Source organism: Microbispora sp. NPDC088329 (assembly GCF_040685655.1).
Classification (GTDB): domain Bacteria; phylum Actinomycetota; class Actinomycetes; order Streptosporangiales; family Streptosporangiaceae; genus Microbispora.
Window position 1 is genome coordinate 170,549 of sequence record NZ_JBFBIP010000017.1, and the last position, 15,236, is coordinate 185,784.

The 15,236-nt window shown below is 72.7% G+C and carries 12 protein-coding genes; 5 read left to right on the plus strand and 7 right to left on the minus strand.

Annotated features, from left to right (window positions below; genetic code table 11):
- Positions 1-29: 29 nt before the first annotated feature.
- The 3 genes from AB0O28_RS28095 to AB0O28_RS28105 all read right to left on the minus strand — a co-directional run bounded on the left by AB0O28_RS28095 (position 30) and on the right by AB0O28_RS28105 (position 4,049).
- On the minus strand, positions 30-2,477 hold the full coding sequence (locus AB0O28_RS28095; protein ID WP_363645230.1) for an ExeM/NucH family extracellular endonuclease: 2,448 nt from the start codon (positions 2,475-2,477) through the stop codon (positions 30-32).
- A 150-nt stretch (positions 2,478-2,627) separates the two neighbouring features.
- Positions 2,628-3,497, minus strand: a complete 870-nt coding sequence (locus AB0O28_RS28100) for a universal stress protein (protein WP_363645232.1) — start codon at positions 3,495-3,497, stop codon at positions 2,628-2,630.
- 81 nt (positions 3,498-3,578) lie between these two features.
- Positions 3,579-4,049: a universal stress protein gene (locus AB0O28_RS28105; protein WP_363645234.1), complete on the minus strand. Its 471-nt coding sequence runs from the start codon at positions 4,047-4,049 to the stop codon at positions 3,579-3,581.
- A gap of 356 nt (positions 4,050-4,405) precedes the next feature.
- Between AB0O28_RS28105 and AB0O28_RS28110 the strand changes: the two genes are divergently transcribed.
- Complete coding sequence (locus tag AB0O28_RS28110) at positions 4,406-5,137, plus strand: permease prefix domain 1-containing protein (RefSeq protein WP_363645236.1); 732 nt, start codon at positions 4,406-4,408, stop codon at positions 5,135-5,137.
- On the opposite strand, the gene AB0O28_RS28115 is transcribed toward AB0O28_RS28110, so the two are convergent.
- The gene (locus tag AB0O28_RS28115) at positions 5,097-5,420 is read right to left on the minus strand and encodes a helix-turn-helix transcriptional regulator (RefSeq protein ID WP_363645238.1); all 324 of its coding nucleotides are present in this window, start codon (positions 5,418-5,420) and stop codon (positions 5,097-5,099) included. The two genes, AB0O28_RS28110 and AB0O28_RS28115, sit on opposite strands and share 41 nt — an antisense overlap.
- A gap of 84 nt (positions 5,421-5,504) precedes the next feature.
- On the opposite strand from AB0O28_RS28115, the gene AB0O28_RS28120 reads away from it, so the two are divergent.
- From AB0O28_RS28120 to cydC, 4 genes are read left to right on the plus strand one after another with little or no spacing between them, the layout of a single operon-like run.
- The gene (locus tag AB0O28_RS28120; protein ID WP_363645240.1) at positions 5,505-6,692 is read left to right on the plus strand and encodes a cytochrome ubiquinol oxidase subunit I; all 1,188 of its coding nucleotides are present in this window, start codon (positions 5,505-5,507) and stop codon (positions 6,690-6,692) included.
- Positions 6,693-6,704: 12 nt separating this feature from the next.
- Positions 6,705-7,451 carry a cytochrome d ubiquinol oxidase subunit II gene (locus tag AB0O28_RS28125; protein WP_363645242.1) on the plus strand — a complete coding sequence of 249 codons (747 nt, stop codon included), beginning with the start codon at positions 6,705-6,707 and terminating at the stop codon, positions 7,449-7,451.
- Between the two features lie 10 nt (positions 7,452-7,461).
- Positions 7,462-9,162: a thiol reductant ABC exporter subunit CydD gene (cydD, locus tag AB0O28_RS28130; protein ID WP_363645244.1), complete on the plus strand. Its 1,701-nt coding sequence runs from the start codon at positions 7,462-7,464 to the stop codon at positions 9,160-9,162.
- A complete protein-coding gene (gene cydC / locus AB0O28_RS28135) occupies positions 9,159-10,907 on the plus strand; it encodes a thiol reductant ABC exporter subunit CydC (protein WP_363645246.1) in 1,749 nt (582 codons plus the stop codon). Before cydD ends, cydC begins: the two co-directional genes overlap by 4 nt.
- A gap of 84 nt (positions 10,908-10,991) precedes the next feature.
- On the opposite strand, the gene AB0O28_RS28140 is transcribed toward cydC, so the two are convergent.
- From AB0O28_RS28140 to AB0O28_RS28150, 3 genes are all read right to left on the minus strand, one after another.
- Entirely contained in the window at positions 10,992-12,296 is a 1,305-nt protein-coding gene (locus AB0O28_RS28140) for a trypsin-like peptidase domain-containing protein (protein ID WP_363645248.1), read from the minus strand.
- Positions 12,297-12,430: 134 nt separating this feature from the next.
- Positions 12,431-13,966 (minus strand): acyl-CoA synthetase, encoded by a 1,536-nt coding sequence (locus AB0O28_RS28145; RefSeq protein WP_363645250.1) that lies wholly within the window; start codon positions 13,964-13,966, stop codon positions 12,431-12,433.
- A gap of 59 nt (positions 13,967-14,025) precedes the next feature.
- Positions 14,026-15,165, minus strand: coding sequence for a Fic family protein (locus tag AB0O28_RS28150; RefSeq protein WP_363645252.1), 1,140 nt, complete (start codon positions 15,163-15,165; stop codon positions 14,026-14,028).
- Between the last annotated feature and the right edge of the window lie 71 nt (positions 15,166-15,236).

Sequence of the window (15,236 nt, forward strand, 5' to 3'; positions counted from 1 at the left end):
CCGTCGGGGGCCCCTTCGCGTGCGGGTCGTCAGTGCTTGCCGCCGGGCAGGTCCAGCCCGATCAGCAGCGGGTCGTGGTCGGAGGAGCGGAACGCGTCGGGCCGGTACAGGCTCGGCGGGTTGAACTCCAGGTTGTAGTCGAGGATGCGCGGCTCGTCGGCGTTGACGTGCCAGATGGTCGCCCCGGTCACTCGCTTGACGAGCTGCTTGCCGGCCATCGCGTGGTCGAGCTCGCCCGACAGCCCGTTGAACAGGTAGCTGTAGCGCTGGGCCGCGGGGACGAACCGCTTGGACAGGCTGCTCAGGCCGCCGTTCTCCAGCGTGTGGATCGGGTCCTCCTCGCCGTACGCGTTGAGGTCGCCGATCACCAGGGGGTTCGGCAGGTCCATCGAGTCGATGAGGCCGAGCACGGCCTTGGCCTGCCGTACGCGCTCGGCGTTGTAGCAGCTCTGGCCGTCGCCCTGGTCGGCGTCGCCGCCGGTGGCCTCCTCGTCACAGCCCTTCGACTTGAAGTGGTTGACGAGCAGCGTGAACGGCTGCCCGCCGCCCGCCCGGCGGAAGGTCTGGATCAGCGGCGGCCGCCGGAAGACGGGATCGGTGGACGACCGCGTCTCCCCCACAGGGGTCAGCTTCGCCGGCTTGTAGATCGCGGCGACGTGGATGGCGTCGGAGCCCGGGTAGGGATGGGTCAGGGCGGCGTAGGTTCCCGCCCCCACCTCGGCGTTCAGGGCGTCGACCAGCGCCTTGACGGCGGTCTGGCCGTTGTTCTCCACCTCCATGAGGCCGACGACGTCGGCGTTCAGGCCCTTGAGCGTGGCGACGATCTTCTTGAGCTGCCGCTGCTGCTCCTCCGCGGTGTCGGCTCCGCGCGAGCCGAGCGTCGTGAACCAGTTCAGCGTGTTGAGGCTCGCGACGCGGACGTTCCCGCCCACCGGCAGGGGCACGGGAAGCCTCGGGTTGGTCCGCAGGAAGGCGATCTGCTTGGTGGGCTCCAGCAGATACTGCCCGAAGCCGTAGGTCAGCACGCCGGTCACGCCCACGGCGGTGTCGCCCAGCCGGACGACCTGCGGCGCCGTGTAGGGGATGGTGGCGGGGTTCTCGGCGCTGGAGCCGTCGTCGATCAGCAGCGACCTGCGGGCGTCGAGCGCGGGGTTCACGCCGGGCCGGTCGGTCGGCTGGAAGAGCCTGCCGCCCGCGGAGACCGTCACCTCGCCGTACCGGCCGAGGTTGTAGTGATCGGTCACGGTCAGCGGCTCGGGGAACGTCACGAGCACGTTCTCGTACGGCTCGAAGGTCGCGTCCCCGGCCCTGGGCAGGTCGTAGGCCTTGGGCTTGATCGTCCCGGTGCCGCACACGTCCACCGCCGTGACCGGGGACAGCTCGGTGAGCCCGTTGAACTCGGTGACCCGGCCGGTGACGAGCACGCGGTCACCCACCTTGACGTCCTTGAACGACGCCCGCGCGAACGCGAACAGGCCGTCGGACGTCGCGGGGTCGGCGTCGGGCGTCGGGTCCTGGAAGTAGAACCCGCTGAGCTGGTTCGTGGCCTGGAAGCCGCCGGTCACCACGCCCTCGACCCGGACGGTCCGCCCCACGAGAGGGGAGGCGTCGCCGCTGCCCTGGACCTCGGCGATCTGCCGGTCGGCGGGCACCTCGCACGGCGCCGTGCCGGAGCTCGGGGAAGGCGACGGCGAGGGCGGTGCGGAGGGAGAGGCGGAGGGGGATGCCTGTGGCGAGGGCGAGGCGGCGCCGCAGGGGGCCGGAGACGTCGCCGTGTTGCGCGGCGCCGGCGTGCCCGCGGCGAAGTCGGCGGCGTTGTCGTCGGTGTCCGCGCAGCCGCCGCCGGCGCGCACCGCGGCGGTGGAGTTGCTCAGGCCCGGGGCCGCCGCCGTGCCCTCGAAGTAGTTGGCCGTGCCGTACCCGACGAGGTCGGCGATCTGCGCGGTCTGCTCCGGTGCGCAGGGCGAGGAGCCGCCGTTGCAGGCCAGGCCCGTGGTCGAGCGGACCAGGGCGACCTTGCCCGCCGTGGCGCTCAGGCTGAGGCCGCCGACGGTGTCGGGGGCCGGCAGCGCACCGCTCGGCGTCGATCCGGCGGAGAGCTGGACCAGGTGATACCGGCCGGGGGCGAGCGAGCCCGACAGGTCCTGCTTCTGAGAGCCGAACGGGCCGGTCCCGGCGGCGCTCGCGTACTGGAGGGACCAGCCGTCCAGCGAGATCGTGGCGGTGCCGCGGTTGAACAGTTCGACGTAGTCGTTGGTGTAGGGAGCGCCGGAGTTGCCGCCGCCTCCGTACACCTGGCTGATCACCACGTCGCCGGGCTCGGCCGAGGCGGGCGCCGTCGACACGACCGTGACGCCGGCGGCCAGGAAAGCGGCGGCCGCGAGCGCGACGCCCGCGCGGGCGCCACGTCTCGCGCCGCGTCTCGTGTCGCGGCCGCCGGGGTGGTCATCGGGACAGGCCCGGGAGAGAGCACGCATGTCCCGGACTTTAGGGCGAGACCACGGCGACACCAGGACCAAAAGGTGTCTTTAGCGAGAATTTGGAGGATTTTGCCGATCACGCGGGATCGCAACCGTATGCGTGCTGCCGTTGCGCGTCGCGGCCCGGGATGGATCGGTCACTTCCGGTCAGGGATGGACGACGGCCACCGGACAGGTGACCGCGTCGATCAGCGGCCGGGTGACAGAGCCGAGCCTGCCGAGCACCCCACGGGCGCGGGTCGCGCCGACGACCAGCATGGTCGCACCGGGAGAGGTGTCGGCCAGCACGTCGAGCACGGGCCCCTCGACGGGTTGGAGCAGGGTGCGCACGTCCGGGTATCGCTCGCGCCAGGGGTCCACCGCGGCTTCCAGCGCCTCGACGGCCTCCCTGCCGGGGACGTCGGACATCACCATGGGCGCCATGCCCGCGCTCCAGGCGGCGGCCGGATAGCGCCAGGCGTGCACCACGATCAGCGGCAGCCCGCGCAGGGCCGCCTCGCGGTAGGCGAAGGCGAGGACGTGGTCGTCGCCGCCGCCGACGCCCACGACGATCGGGCCGGGGTGCCTGCGGTGCGGCAGCGACCCCGTGCCCCGCACCACGATCACCGGACAGAGCGCCTGCGCCGCCACGTGCCCGGCCACCGAGCCCATCACCCGCCGGGCCGCACCGCTCAGGCCGCGCGATCCCACGACGACGAGATCGGCCGTCTCGGAGAGCGCGACGAGCCGGTCGGAGGCCGGCCCTTCGAACAGGTCCTCCCGCACGCGGACGCCGCTCGTGCACTGCCGGGCACACTCGGCGCCGTGCCACAGCACGTGCTCGGCCGCGTGGTGCAGCGACTTGCGCGCCTCCTCGTCCCCGGCGCCGTACGGCGACTGCCAGGCGTGGCAGACGGTGATGGGCGCGTCCCGGAACTCGGCCTCGTCCATCGCCCAGTCGAGCGCCTGCATGGCGAAGTCGGAACCGTCGTACCCGACGACGATGCCCCGGCCGCCACTTGGGCTGTTGGGTTCCATGTCCTCATGCTCCGCCGGGAGCCGTACACCCCGGCAGGGCGGAAAGTCCCGAGACCGGCGGGACGTCCGGCCCCGGGGGGATCAGGATCTGCTGCCGGCGAGCACCCCGGGACGGCGGTCGTGCTCCATGCCGGGCAGCACGACGACGACCGGGCACCTGGCCCGCAGCAGGCAGGCGGAGACGACCGGGTTGAGCACGGGGTAGGGCTCGGACTCGGCCTCGTGCGCGCCCAGCACCAGCAGATCCGCCCCATCGGTCGCGCGCAGCAGCACCTGGGCCGGTGCCCCCTCGACGACAACCGGCTCGACGTGCCGCTCGCCGAGCTCCGCGACGGCCTGGGCGGCCATGTCGAGGGCGGTCCTGTGCTCGTCCTCGCGCGAGGCGCGGCTCGCGATGGGGGCGTAGTGGGCGTGCAGCCCGCCCGTCCACTCCCACGCGTACACCGCTTCGACCCGCGCACCGCGCAACGAACCCTCGGCGGCGGCCCACCGCAGTGCGGCCTGCGACGCCATCGACCCGTTGATGCCCACCACGATCTTCGGCTGGTTCACGTTCCGCCTCGCTCTCCGCTCTCAGTCTCGCCGACCAGGGTTAACAGGGTGTTGCCGCGGCGAAACGGTCAGAAGACACCGCCCACGAGCATCCCTGTACCCACAAAAACCGCCTGTACCTCCCGTCCCAAAAGGGACAGGCCCATGTTTTGGGGGGTCGGGTCGCACCTGAGAACAGGGTATCCGCGAACCTCGGCAGTGCCGGTACGCGGCTTTGCCGATTCGGGGACGACCACGGGCCCTTTCGTTGCCCACCACGAGGACATCCCGACCGGGCCCTCGGTGCCGGGTCAGGGATCACCCTGATGCGACTCCGGGCGCCCGGCCGTACGCTGTCGGCAGACCGGGGAGGGACGATGGGGAACGCGGGTCCGATCGACGAGTACGTCGCGTCGATGCGGCGTGCGCTGCGGGGTCCGGGCAGCGCCAAGCGCGACCTGCTGACCGAGGCGCGCGACAGCCTGCTCGACGCGGCCGAGGCGTACGAGGGCGAGGGTCTTCCCCGGGCCGAGGCCGAGCGGCTGGCGGTCGCCGACTTCGGCACCGTGCCCGAGGTCGCGCCGGGCTTCCAGGGGGAGCTGACGGTGAGCCAGGGCCGCCGCACGGCCGCGCTGCTGTTCCTCAGCGTGCCGTTCATCGCGTTCATGTGGGCGGTGATCTGGCGGGTCTTCCCCGGGAGCCCGCATGTCGACGAAATCAAACCGGCGTGGTTCGGGCTGCTGGCCAGGACGACGGACCTGCTGCAGCTCAGCGTGGGCGTGATAGGCGGCCTCGCGCTCCTCGCGTTCGGCCGCGGAGCGCGGCGCGTCCGCCGTCCCGCTCGGCTCACCCGGTGGCTGGCGTTGTTCGTCTGGATCCAGACGCCGCTGACCGGGGCGATGGGCCTGGTGCTGGCCGCGGCGGCGCACGGCCCGGAGGGGTTCAGCGGCTACCTGCCCGGGCTGGCCGTGGCCCTGGTCAGCGACCTGCTTTCCGCGTGGCAGCTGTACAGCGCGGCGCACTGCCTGCGCTGCACGAGGGCGGTATCCGCGCTCAGCTCGACCAATCTCAGCGCAGCGGATCCAGAACGCTCCCTATCGCGGTGGTGAACGACCGCCACGCCGACCGCTCCCCCGCCAGCGCCTCGCGCCCGGCGTCGGTGAGGCGGTAGGTCCGCCGTTTGCGCCCGCCGTCCGAGGCCCACTCGCCGGCGAGCAGCCCGGCCCTCTCCAGCCGTCGCAGCGCGGGGTAGACCGTGCCCGTCGGCACGTCCAGGGCGCCGCCGCTGCGTGCGCGCAGCGCCTCGATGATCGCGTAGCCGTGCAGCGGCTCCCGTTCCAGCACGGAGAGCAGCAGGGCGTCCATATGGCCCCGGAGCGCGTCGGCGTTCACGCCCGCAGCCTATCCCGGTTCCTCATGCGGCCCAGTCTATATGTAGGCTGTCTATATGTAGGCTGTCTACGCATGGAGAATCCAATGGACATCGTCGGCCTCGCCCGGCTGCAGTTCGCCGTGACCGGAAGCCTCCACTTCCTGTTCGTCGTGCTCACGCTGGGACTGGCCCCACTGGTGGCGATCATGCACACCCGGTATGCCATCGGCGGGAACCCCCTGCACGAGCGGATGACCCGCTTCTGGGGACAGATCTACGTGATCAACTACGCGCTCGGCATCGTCACCGGGCTCGTGATGGAGTTCCAGTTCGGGCTGAGCTGGAGCGGGCTTTCGCACTACGCGGGCGACGTGTTCGGCGCGCCGCTGGCCATGGAGACGCTGCTGGCCTTCTTCCTGGAGTCCACGTTCCTGGGCCTGTGGATCTTCGGCTGGCACCGGCTGCCGCGCGGGCTCCACGTGGCCTGCATCTGGCTGGTGACGCTGACGGCGTACGCCTCGGCGCTGTTCATCATGGTCGCCAACTCCTTCCTGCAGAACCCGGCGGGCTCGGCCGAGGTGGGCGGGCGGCTCGTGCTGCGCGACTTCGGGGCGCTGCTCACCAACCCGACCCTCGTCTTCGCGCTCCCCCACGTGCTGAGCGCCGGGCTGTGGACCGGCGGGTTCGTCGTGATGGGCGCCAGCGCCTACCACCTGTTCCGGCGCACCCCCGAGCGGGAGTTCTTCACCCGCTCCCTGCGCATCGGCGTGCTGACCGCCTTCATCGGGTCGCTGTTCACGGTCGGGTTCGGGTACGCCCAGTTCGGGCCGGTCGGCGACGTTCAGCCCGACAAGTTCCACGGAGCGATCCCCGGCACCGCGCTCGGGCTGATGATCTTTATCGGGCAGCTCGTCCAGTTCGCCGTGATGTTCGTGCTGACGCCCCTGCTCGTCCGCGACCTGCTGGCCCGCTGGCGCTGGCTGCATCCGCTCCTCATGATCATGACCCCGCTGCCGTTCGTCGCGGCGATCGCCGGCTGGATCGTCCGCGAGGTCGGCCGCCAGCCCTGGCTCGTGTACGGCAAGCTCTCGGTGGCCGACGCCCTCACCCCCGGGCTGACCCGGGCGGACATCACCGCCTCCTTCGTGGGGTTCGCGGGCGTGCTCGGGCTGCTCGCCGTCGTCGACTACGTCCTCATCGCCCGTGCCGTACGGCACGGCCCGGGACAGGTCGCCCTCGGAGCCGCGGACCTTCCCGTCGCCGCGGAGCCCGTCCCCGCCCACTCGCTGTAGAGGACGCTTGCCGTGGACATCTTCTGGTTCCTGACGTTCGCCGTTCTGCTGGCCGGCTACTTCGCCCTGGAGGGCTTCGACATCGGGCTCGGCGTGCTGCTGCCCGTGCTGGGCCGCTCCCCCGCCGCCCGGGACCGTCTCGTCGGCGCGATGGCGCCGTTCGTGCTCGCCAACGAGGTGTGGCTGGTCGCGCTCGCCGGGGTGCTGTTCGGCGCGTTCCCGGTGCTGGAGGGCGTGGCGCTGAGCCGCCTGTATCCCCTCGTCGTCGCCCTGCTGCTGGCCTGGATCGTGCGCGACGCGGGGCTGTGGTTCCGCCGCAGGGCCGGCGGCGCCGCCTGGCGGCTGGCGTGGGACGGCGCGCTGTGGGCGGGCTCTGCGGGGCTGGCGCTCGCCTGGGGCGCGATCCTGGTGGCCGTCGCGCGCGGCCTGCCCGCCTCGCCCCTCGGCGTACCGGCGGTGGCGGGAGGTGTGGCGCTGCTCGCGCTGCTCGCCTGGCACGGCCGCACCTTCGCGGCCTGGCGCCTGCGGGACGGCGCGCGCGGGAGCGGGCGCGCGCTGCTGCTGTCGGCCTGCGCCGCCGCCGCGCCCGCGGTCCTGGTCATGGCGGCCGCGGCCGCCCACATGCTCGGCAACGCCGCCCCGGATCGGACACTGACTGTGCTCAGTGTCATGGTGGTCCCGATCGCCCCGATCCTCGTGGGCGCGCAAGTATGGGTGTGGCGCACCTTCTCCAGGGGCGCGCTGCCGACGTTCTTCTGATTGGGGACCGTTGCACAAGGATCTCCTCCGGCTGGCCCGCGCGGAGCGGAGCGTCCGCATCCATCTCGCCTGCTGCCTGGCGGCGGCGGTGGTGGCCGGGCTGCTCGTGCTCGTGCAGGCGGAGCTGCTGGCCGGGGTGCTTTCCGGCCGCTTCGCGGTCGCCGCGCTGTTGCCGCTGGCGCTCGTCGTCGCCTCGCGCGGACTGCTCGGCTGGGCGCAGGGAGTGCTCGCCGGTCGCGCGGCCACCGCGCTGAAGTCGGCCCTGCGGCGGCTGCTCCTCGGGCGGGCCGAGGATCTCGGGCCGGCGTACCGGTCGGGTGAGATGGTGACGCTCGCGGGCCGGGGGCTCGACGCGCTCGATCCCTATCTGACCGGTTATCTGCCGTCGGTCGCCGTGGCCGGGGTCGTGCCGCTCGCGGTCGTGGTCCGGCTCTTCGTGGCCGACCTGCCCACCGCCGTGATCGTGGTGCTCACGCTGCCGCTGATTCCGATCTTCGGGGCGCTGGTCGGGTGGACCACCAAGGCGGTGACCGAGCGGCAGTGGCGCGCGCTGGCCCGCCTCGGCGGGCACTTCCTCGACGTCGTGCGCGGCCTGCCGACGCTGCGGGCCTTCGGCAGAGCCCGCTACCAGGCGTCGGTGATCCGCGAGGTGGCCGAGGCTCATCGCACCGCGACCATGCGCACGCTGCGGGTGGCCTTCCTGTCGTCGCTGGTGCTCGAACTCGTGGCGTCGCTGTCGCTTGCGCTGGTGGCCGTGCCCGTGGGGCTGCGGCTGCTGTCGGGCTCGCTCGATCTGGGCACGGCGCTGCTCGTGCTGCTGCTGGCCCCGGAGGCGTACCTGCCGCTGCGCGCGATGGGCACCCGCTTCCACGCGGCGATGGAGGGCGTCGCCGCGGCCGACGAGGCCTTCGCGGTCATCACGCCCGCGCGGGAGCCCCAGGGGCCCGGGCGGGAGCCCCGGGAGCGCGGCCGGGAGCCCCGGGAGCGCGGCCGGGCCGCCCGGCCCGCTCCGGCCGGCGGGCCGCCGCGGATCCGGCTGGAGAACGTCACCGTGCGCTACCCGGGCCGGGAGGAGGCCGCGCTCGACCGCGTCTCGCTGGTCATCGAGCCGGGCGAGCGGGTGGCGATCGTCGGCCCGAGCGGCGCGGGAAAAAGCACGTTGCTGCATCTGCTGCTCGGGTTCGTGACCCCGTCGGAGGGGCGGGTGCTGGCGGACGGGGCCGCTCTGGCCGAGCTCGACCTCGACGAGTGGCGGCGGCGGCTCGCCTTCGTGCCGCAGCGCCCGCACCTGTTCGCGACCTCGGTGGCCGACAACATCGCGCTCGGCTCGGCGGCCACACCGGAGGAGATCCGCGCCGCCGCCGAGGCCGCACAGGTGGCGGAGTTCGCCGGCGCACTGCCCCAGGGATACGACACCCCGCTGGGCGAGCGCGGCGCGAACCTGTCGGCGGGCCAGCGTCAGCGGGTCGCCCTGGCCAGGGCCTTCTGCCGCCCCGCCGCCCAGGTGCTGCTGCTGGACGAGCCCACGGCACGGCTCGACGGCAGGAGCGAGGCGACGATCGTGGCGGCAACGCGCAGGCTGGCCGAAGGCCGTACGGCGATCATCGTGGCGCACCGCCCGGCGATGATCGACCTGGCCGACCGGGTCGTCCGCCTCGACGGCGGCGCCCTCGTCCCCGCGGCTACGGCGCGAGGCGGGGAGACCCGATGAGCCACGCGAAGACGATCACTGGGACGACCACGGGGACGGCCGCAGCGGCCGCACCCCTGTCCGTGATCGCCGGGATGGGCCGGCGGCTCGTGCTCGCCGCGCTCGCCGGGGCGGCGGCCGACCTCGCCGGGGTCGCGCTCATCGCGTCGGCCGCCTGGCTGATCACCCGGGCCGCCGAGCAGCCGCCGCTGGCCGCGCTGTCGGTCGCGATCGTGGCGGTGCGGGCGTTCGCCACCACCCGCGGCGTGTTCCGGTACGGCGAGCGCCTGGCCGGGCACGACGTCGCGCTGCGCGCCCAGGCGGGCACCCGCGAGCGGCTCTACCGCGCGCTGATCCCGGCCGGGCCGCTGCCGCAGCGGGGAGCCGACCTGCTCAGCCGGATGGTGGACGACACCGACGCCGTGCAGGACCTGCTCGTCCGCTGCCTGCTGCCGGCCGCGGCCGCCCTCGTCACCGGCGTCGCCGCCGTCGTCATCGCGGGCTTCCTGCTGCCCGCCGCCGCGTTCGTGCTCGCCGCCGGCCTGCTCGTCGCCGGGGTGCTGCTTCCCGCGGGCACGGCCGCCGCCGCGCGGCGCTGGTCGGCGCGGATCGCCCCGGCCCGCGCCGATCTGGCCGCCCGGGTGGCCGATCTGGTCCACGGCGCGGCCGACCTCGCGGCGTACGGCGCGCGCGACAGGGCGCTGTCGGCGGCCATGGACGCCGACGGGCGGCTGTCCCTGCTGGAGCGCGGGCAGGCCCGGATCAACGCCGCCGCGCTCGGCGTCGGCATGCTGACGCAGGGGCTGACCGTCGTGGCGGTGGTCCTGACGGCACAGTCCGCCGGTCTCGGCCGGGTCGCGACGGCCGTGACCGCCCTGACCTCGCTGGTCTCCTTCGAGCCCGTGCTGCCGCTGGCGGCCGCGGGCGAACGGTTCGCGGGGGTGCTCGCGGCGCTGCGCAGGCTCAGGGAGACCGCCGCCACTCCCCCGGCGGTACGCGAGCCCGCGGACCCGGCGCCCGCGCCCCGACCGCCGCTGACGGTGGAGGTGGAGGACCTCGTGGTGCGCCACGGCGGGCGCGAGCCCGCGCTGAACGGCGTGAGCCTGACGCTGACGCCGGGCAGGCGGGTCGCGGTGGTGGGCCCGAGCGGCGCCGGGAAGAGCACGCTGCTGTCGGCGCTGATGCGGACCGTGGAACTCGAGTCCGGCGCGGTCCGGCTGAACGGCGCCGACGTGCGGCGCCTGTCCTCCGACGACGTGCGGGCGCTCATCACGGGCCTCACCCAGGACCCGTACGTCTTCCAGGCCACGGTCAGGGACAACCTGCGCCTGGCCGGGCCGCAGGCGTCCGCCGAGGACATCGAGGCGGCCGTACGGCGGGCGCGACTGGACGCGTGGACCGAGCGCACCGGCTGGGACACCGTGCTCGGCGAGGACGGCCGGACGGTGTCGGGCGGCCAGCTCCAGCGGCTGGCGCTGGCCCGGGCCCTGCTGTACGACCCGCCGGTGCTGCTGCTCGACGAGCCGGCCGAGGCCCTGGACGAGGAGACGGCCGGCCTGCTGATGGCCGACCTGCTGGACGCCACCAGGGGCCGCACGACGCTGCTGGTCACCCACCGGCTGCGCGGCCTGGAACAGGTCGACGAGATCGTCGTCCTGGAGGGCGGCAGGGTCACCCAGCGCGGCACGCACGCCGACCTCGTCGCCGTCCCCGGTTACTACCGCGATCTGTGGGAGTCCGAGGCGCTCACCCGCCGCGCCACCTGAACGCCGCATCTGAACGCCGCGCCCGAAACGCCGATCGCCGGCGGGCCGTCCCCCCGGAGGCCCGCCGGCGACGATCGTGGACCGTCAGCTCGTGGGAGACTTCTCCGCGAGCGTGGCGGTGATGGTGGTCTCCTTGCCGTCGCGGGTGAAGGTGACGGTCACCCTGTCGCCGGGGCGGGAGCTGCGGATGGTGCCGAGCACCGCCTCCGCGCTGTCCACCGGCTTGTCGTTGATCTTGGTGATCAGGTCGCCCTCCTTGAGGCCGGCCTTCTCCGCCGGGCTGCCGGCCGTGATCGAGCTGACCACCGCGCCGGACGCGCCGCCGACCGCGTCGGCCACGCTCACGCCGAGGAACGCGTGGGTCGCCTTGCCCGTCTGGATGAGCTGGTCGGAGACCAGCTTCGCGGTGTTGATGGGGATCGCGAAGCCGACACCGATGTTGCCGGAACTGGAGCCCGAGGTGGCGATCGCCGTGTTGACGCCGACGACCTGCCCGGAGGAGTTGACCAGCGCGCCGCCCGAGTTGCCGGGGTTGATCGCGGCGTCGGTCTGGATCATGCCGCCGATCGTGGTGCCCTGGCTCTGCGGCTGCTGCTGCTGTCCCATCCCCCAGGGGAACTGCGGCTGCTGCTGCTCTTCGGGGGCCTCGGTCAGCGTGCGGTCGAGGGCGCTCACGATGCCGGAGGTGACCGACCCCTCCAGGCCGAGCGGGCTGCCGATCGCGAGGACGGCGTCGCCGACCTGAAGCTTGTCGCTGTCGCCGAGGGAGGCGGGGGTCAGGCCGGACACGCCCTGCGCCTGGATGACCGCGAGGTCGGTGAGAGGGTCGGTGCCCTTGATGACGGCGCTGGCGGTCTTGCCGTCGCTGAACTTCACGGTGACCGTGCCCGCGCCCCCGCCGCCCATGCTCACCACGTGGTTGTTCGTCAGGATCAGACCGTCGGCCGACAGGATGACACCGGACCCCTCGCCGCCGGCCGTGGCGCTCTTCACCTCGATCGACACCACCGACGGCATGATCGCCTTGGCCACGGCGGCGATCGTGGTGCCCGAGGAGTTCGACACCCCCTTGACCACCGGGCTCGCGATCACCGTCTGCCCGCCGTTCACGCTGTTCGCGACGAGGGCCCCGGTGACCCCGCCGCCGAGCGCCACGGCCACGAGGGCGAGGCCCGCGCCCGCCTTCTGGCGAGCGGTCAACGTGCCCTTCCGCGCCGGAGGCGGCGGAAACTGCGCCGTGTCATAAGGACTGTTCCCATAGGCGCCGTACGACTGGTACGCCCCGGTGTACTGCCCGTGCTGCGGCGGAGTGCTGCCGAACTGGCTCCAGCCGTGACCGGGGAGTACCTCGGTGTTCTCGTTGCCGGGAACGTGCTCAGGTGAGCTCATCGCCATCCCCCTCAATGGATTCGCCGGTGATCCCGGCTCTCCGCCGGTACAGGTAATACGATGACGCATCGGCGATAAGGTCACGCTAAGCGATCAGCGGTGGGGATCCCCGAGCGCCCTACGCGTACTTTATGTCAGCTCGTACGAGGCCAGTACTCGTCCCTGAGCAGGCGCTTGTACAGCTTGCCGGTGGGGTGGCGGGGCAGCTCGTCGCGGAAGTCCACCGACTTGGGGCACTTGTAGTGGGCCAGGCGTTCCCGGCAGTAGGCGATCAGCTCGGCCTCCAGCGCGGGACCGGCGCCGGCCGGGTCGGCCGGCTGCACGACGGCCTTGACCTGCTCGCCCATCTCGGCGTCCGGCACCCCGAAGACGGCCACGTCGGCCACCTTCGGATGCATCGCCAGCACGTTCTCGGCCTCCTGCGGGTAGATGTTCACCCCGCCCGAGATGATCATGTAAGAGCGCCGGTCGGTGAGGTAGAGGAACCCGTCCTCGTCCAGGTAGCCGATGTCCCCCAGCGTGGTCCAGCCGCGGCCCTTGGGGTCCTGGACCGACGCGGTCTTCGCGGGGTCGCCGTGATACTCGAACTTCGGCCCGTCGGAGAAGTAGACCGTGCCGTGCCCGCCGGGCGGCAGCTCGTCGCCGTCCTCGTCGCAGACGTGGGCCACCCCCAGCAACGGCCTGCCCACCGTGCCCTTGTGGGCGAGCCAGTCCTCCGGGCCCGCGTAGAGGAAGCAGTTTCCCTCCGTGCCGGCGTAGTACTCGTGGATGATCGGCCCCCACCACGCCATCATCCGCTCCTTGACCTCGACCGGGCAGGGTGCGGAGGCGTGGATGGCGCAGCGCAGCGACGACAGGTCGTAGCGCCGCCGCACCTCCTCGGGCAGTTTGAGCATCTTGACGAACATCGTGGGGACCCACTGCGCGTGGGTGACCCCGTGGCGCTCGACGAGCGCCAGCGCCTCCTCGGGGTCGAACCTCTCCATCACCACGACGGTCGCGCCGAGACGCTGGAAGGACATGCTGTAACGCAGCGGAGCGGCGTGATAGAGCGGCGCGGGCGACAGGTACACGCTGTCGGCCGAGGGCGCGAACAGCGACTGGATGAGCCGCACCAGGGCTCCGGAGGCCTCCAGCGGCGCCCGGCTGAGCGGTGGCTTCACGCCCTTGGGACGTCCCGTGGTGCCCGAGGAGTAGAGCATGTCGGCGCCCTGGCACTCGTCGTCGAGCGGCGTCGCCGGCTGCCCCGCCACGGCCTCCTCGTACGAGGCGAAGCCCGGGGCGACGCCGTCGGCCATGAGCCGCAGCTCGACCCCGGGCGTGGCCTCGGTGACGGCGCTCGCGACGCCGGCGAGCTTCGCCGAGGAGATGAAGACCCGCGCGCCGCAGTTGTCCACGATGTACGCCAGCTCGTCCGGCTGGAGACGGGAGCTGATCGCGGTGTAGTAGAGCCCGGAGCGGTGCGCGGCCCAGGCGATCACGAGAAAGAGGGGATGGTTCTCCAGCATGAAGGCGATGTGATCGCCGGGCTTCAGGCCGGCGGCCCGCAGCAGGTGGGCCAGCCGGTTGGATTCCTCGTCGAGTTCGCGGAAGGTGATCACGCGGCCGGAGCCCGCCATGATCACCGCAGGCTTGTCCGGCGTCACCGCCGCGATCGCGCCAGGATGCATAACCGAACGTTACTCGGTTTGCTTTTCGTGCGGTAGGCGCGAATTCCCGATGCGCCCGATCAGCCCTCCAGCGTCCGATAGGGGTCGCGCACCGGCGCGGCCCGCTCGGCGAACGCGACCTTGATCTCCGTCATCTTCGGCCCCGGCGCGTAGAAGCGGCCCTTCGTCTCGCCGTACGGCTGGAGCCATCCGGTGGCCGCGAGCTCGCGCAGGTCGCGGGCGGCCTGTCCCTGGCTCAGCCCCTCGTCGGCCTGGTACATGCCCCGCCGCAGCCGCCGGGAGACGAACACCTGGTAGAGCGCCGAGACCGTGCGCGGGTGCAGGCCCTGCTCTCCGGTCCGCTCCTCCAGCAGGACCCACACCTCGCCGGCCTCCGCGAGCCGGCGCCCCACCCGCTGCGCCTGCATGTGGTGGCAGCGCAGGACGAACCGCACCCACGAGAGGGTGTCCCCGTGCGGGCTCCACCGGCGGCGTCCCACCTCGCCCAGCACGCCGTAGTAGTCGTAGGTGGTGCCGCCCTCGCCCAGCCACTCCTCGATCGAGGAGAACTCCGGCGTGATGATCTGGTCGCGGCCGAGCACGAGCGTCTGCAGCGCCCGCGACATGCGCCCGTTGCCGTCCCGCCACGGATGGATCTTGACGAGGTTGAGGTGGGCCATGGCGGCGCGGAGATAGCTGGGGGCGTCCAGGTCACCCTCGTTGAGCCACTCGGCCAGTTCCGCCAGCAGGCCGGGAACGTGCTCGTGGTCCGGGCCCTCGTAGACCACCTCGCCCGTGGCGGAGTTGCGGACGTAGATCGCGCCGGGCCGCACCGTGCCCGGCGTCTTGTTCGCATGGTGGCCGATCATCATGAAGTTGAGCCCGTGCAGCAGGCCCACGTCGTAGCGGAAGGCCCACGCCCGCGAGAGGGTGCCGATGTAGGTGAGCGCCTGCCGGTAGCCGGCGATCTCCCTGGCCACGGCGGCCGACGTCTCCAGGGGATCCTCCCCGGACATGATCGACTCGATGTCCTCCACGCTGGCGTGGTAGCCCTCGATGGAGTTCGACCCCTGGATGGCCCGGGCCTGCAGCTGGCGCCGCAGCAGGCCGTCCCAGCGGTGCGCCTCGGCCAGCCGGTATTTCAGGTCGCGCCGCATCTCCTCGATCTCGGCGAGCACCTTCTCGTCCGCGGCCTCCAGCGCCGGGGTGCCGTACAACATGGGGCCACCAAAGCACGAACGAATCATCCGGTCAAGCGACCGGATGATTCGTCCATATATGTGCGTCAGGA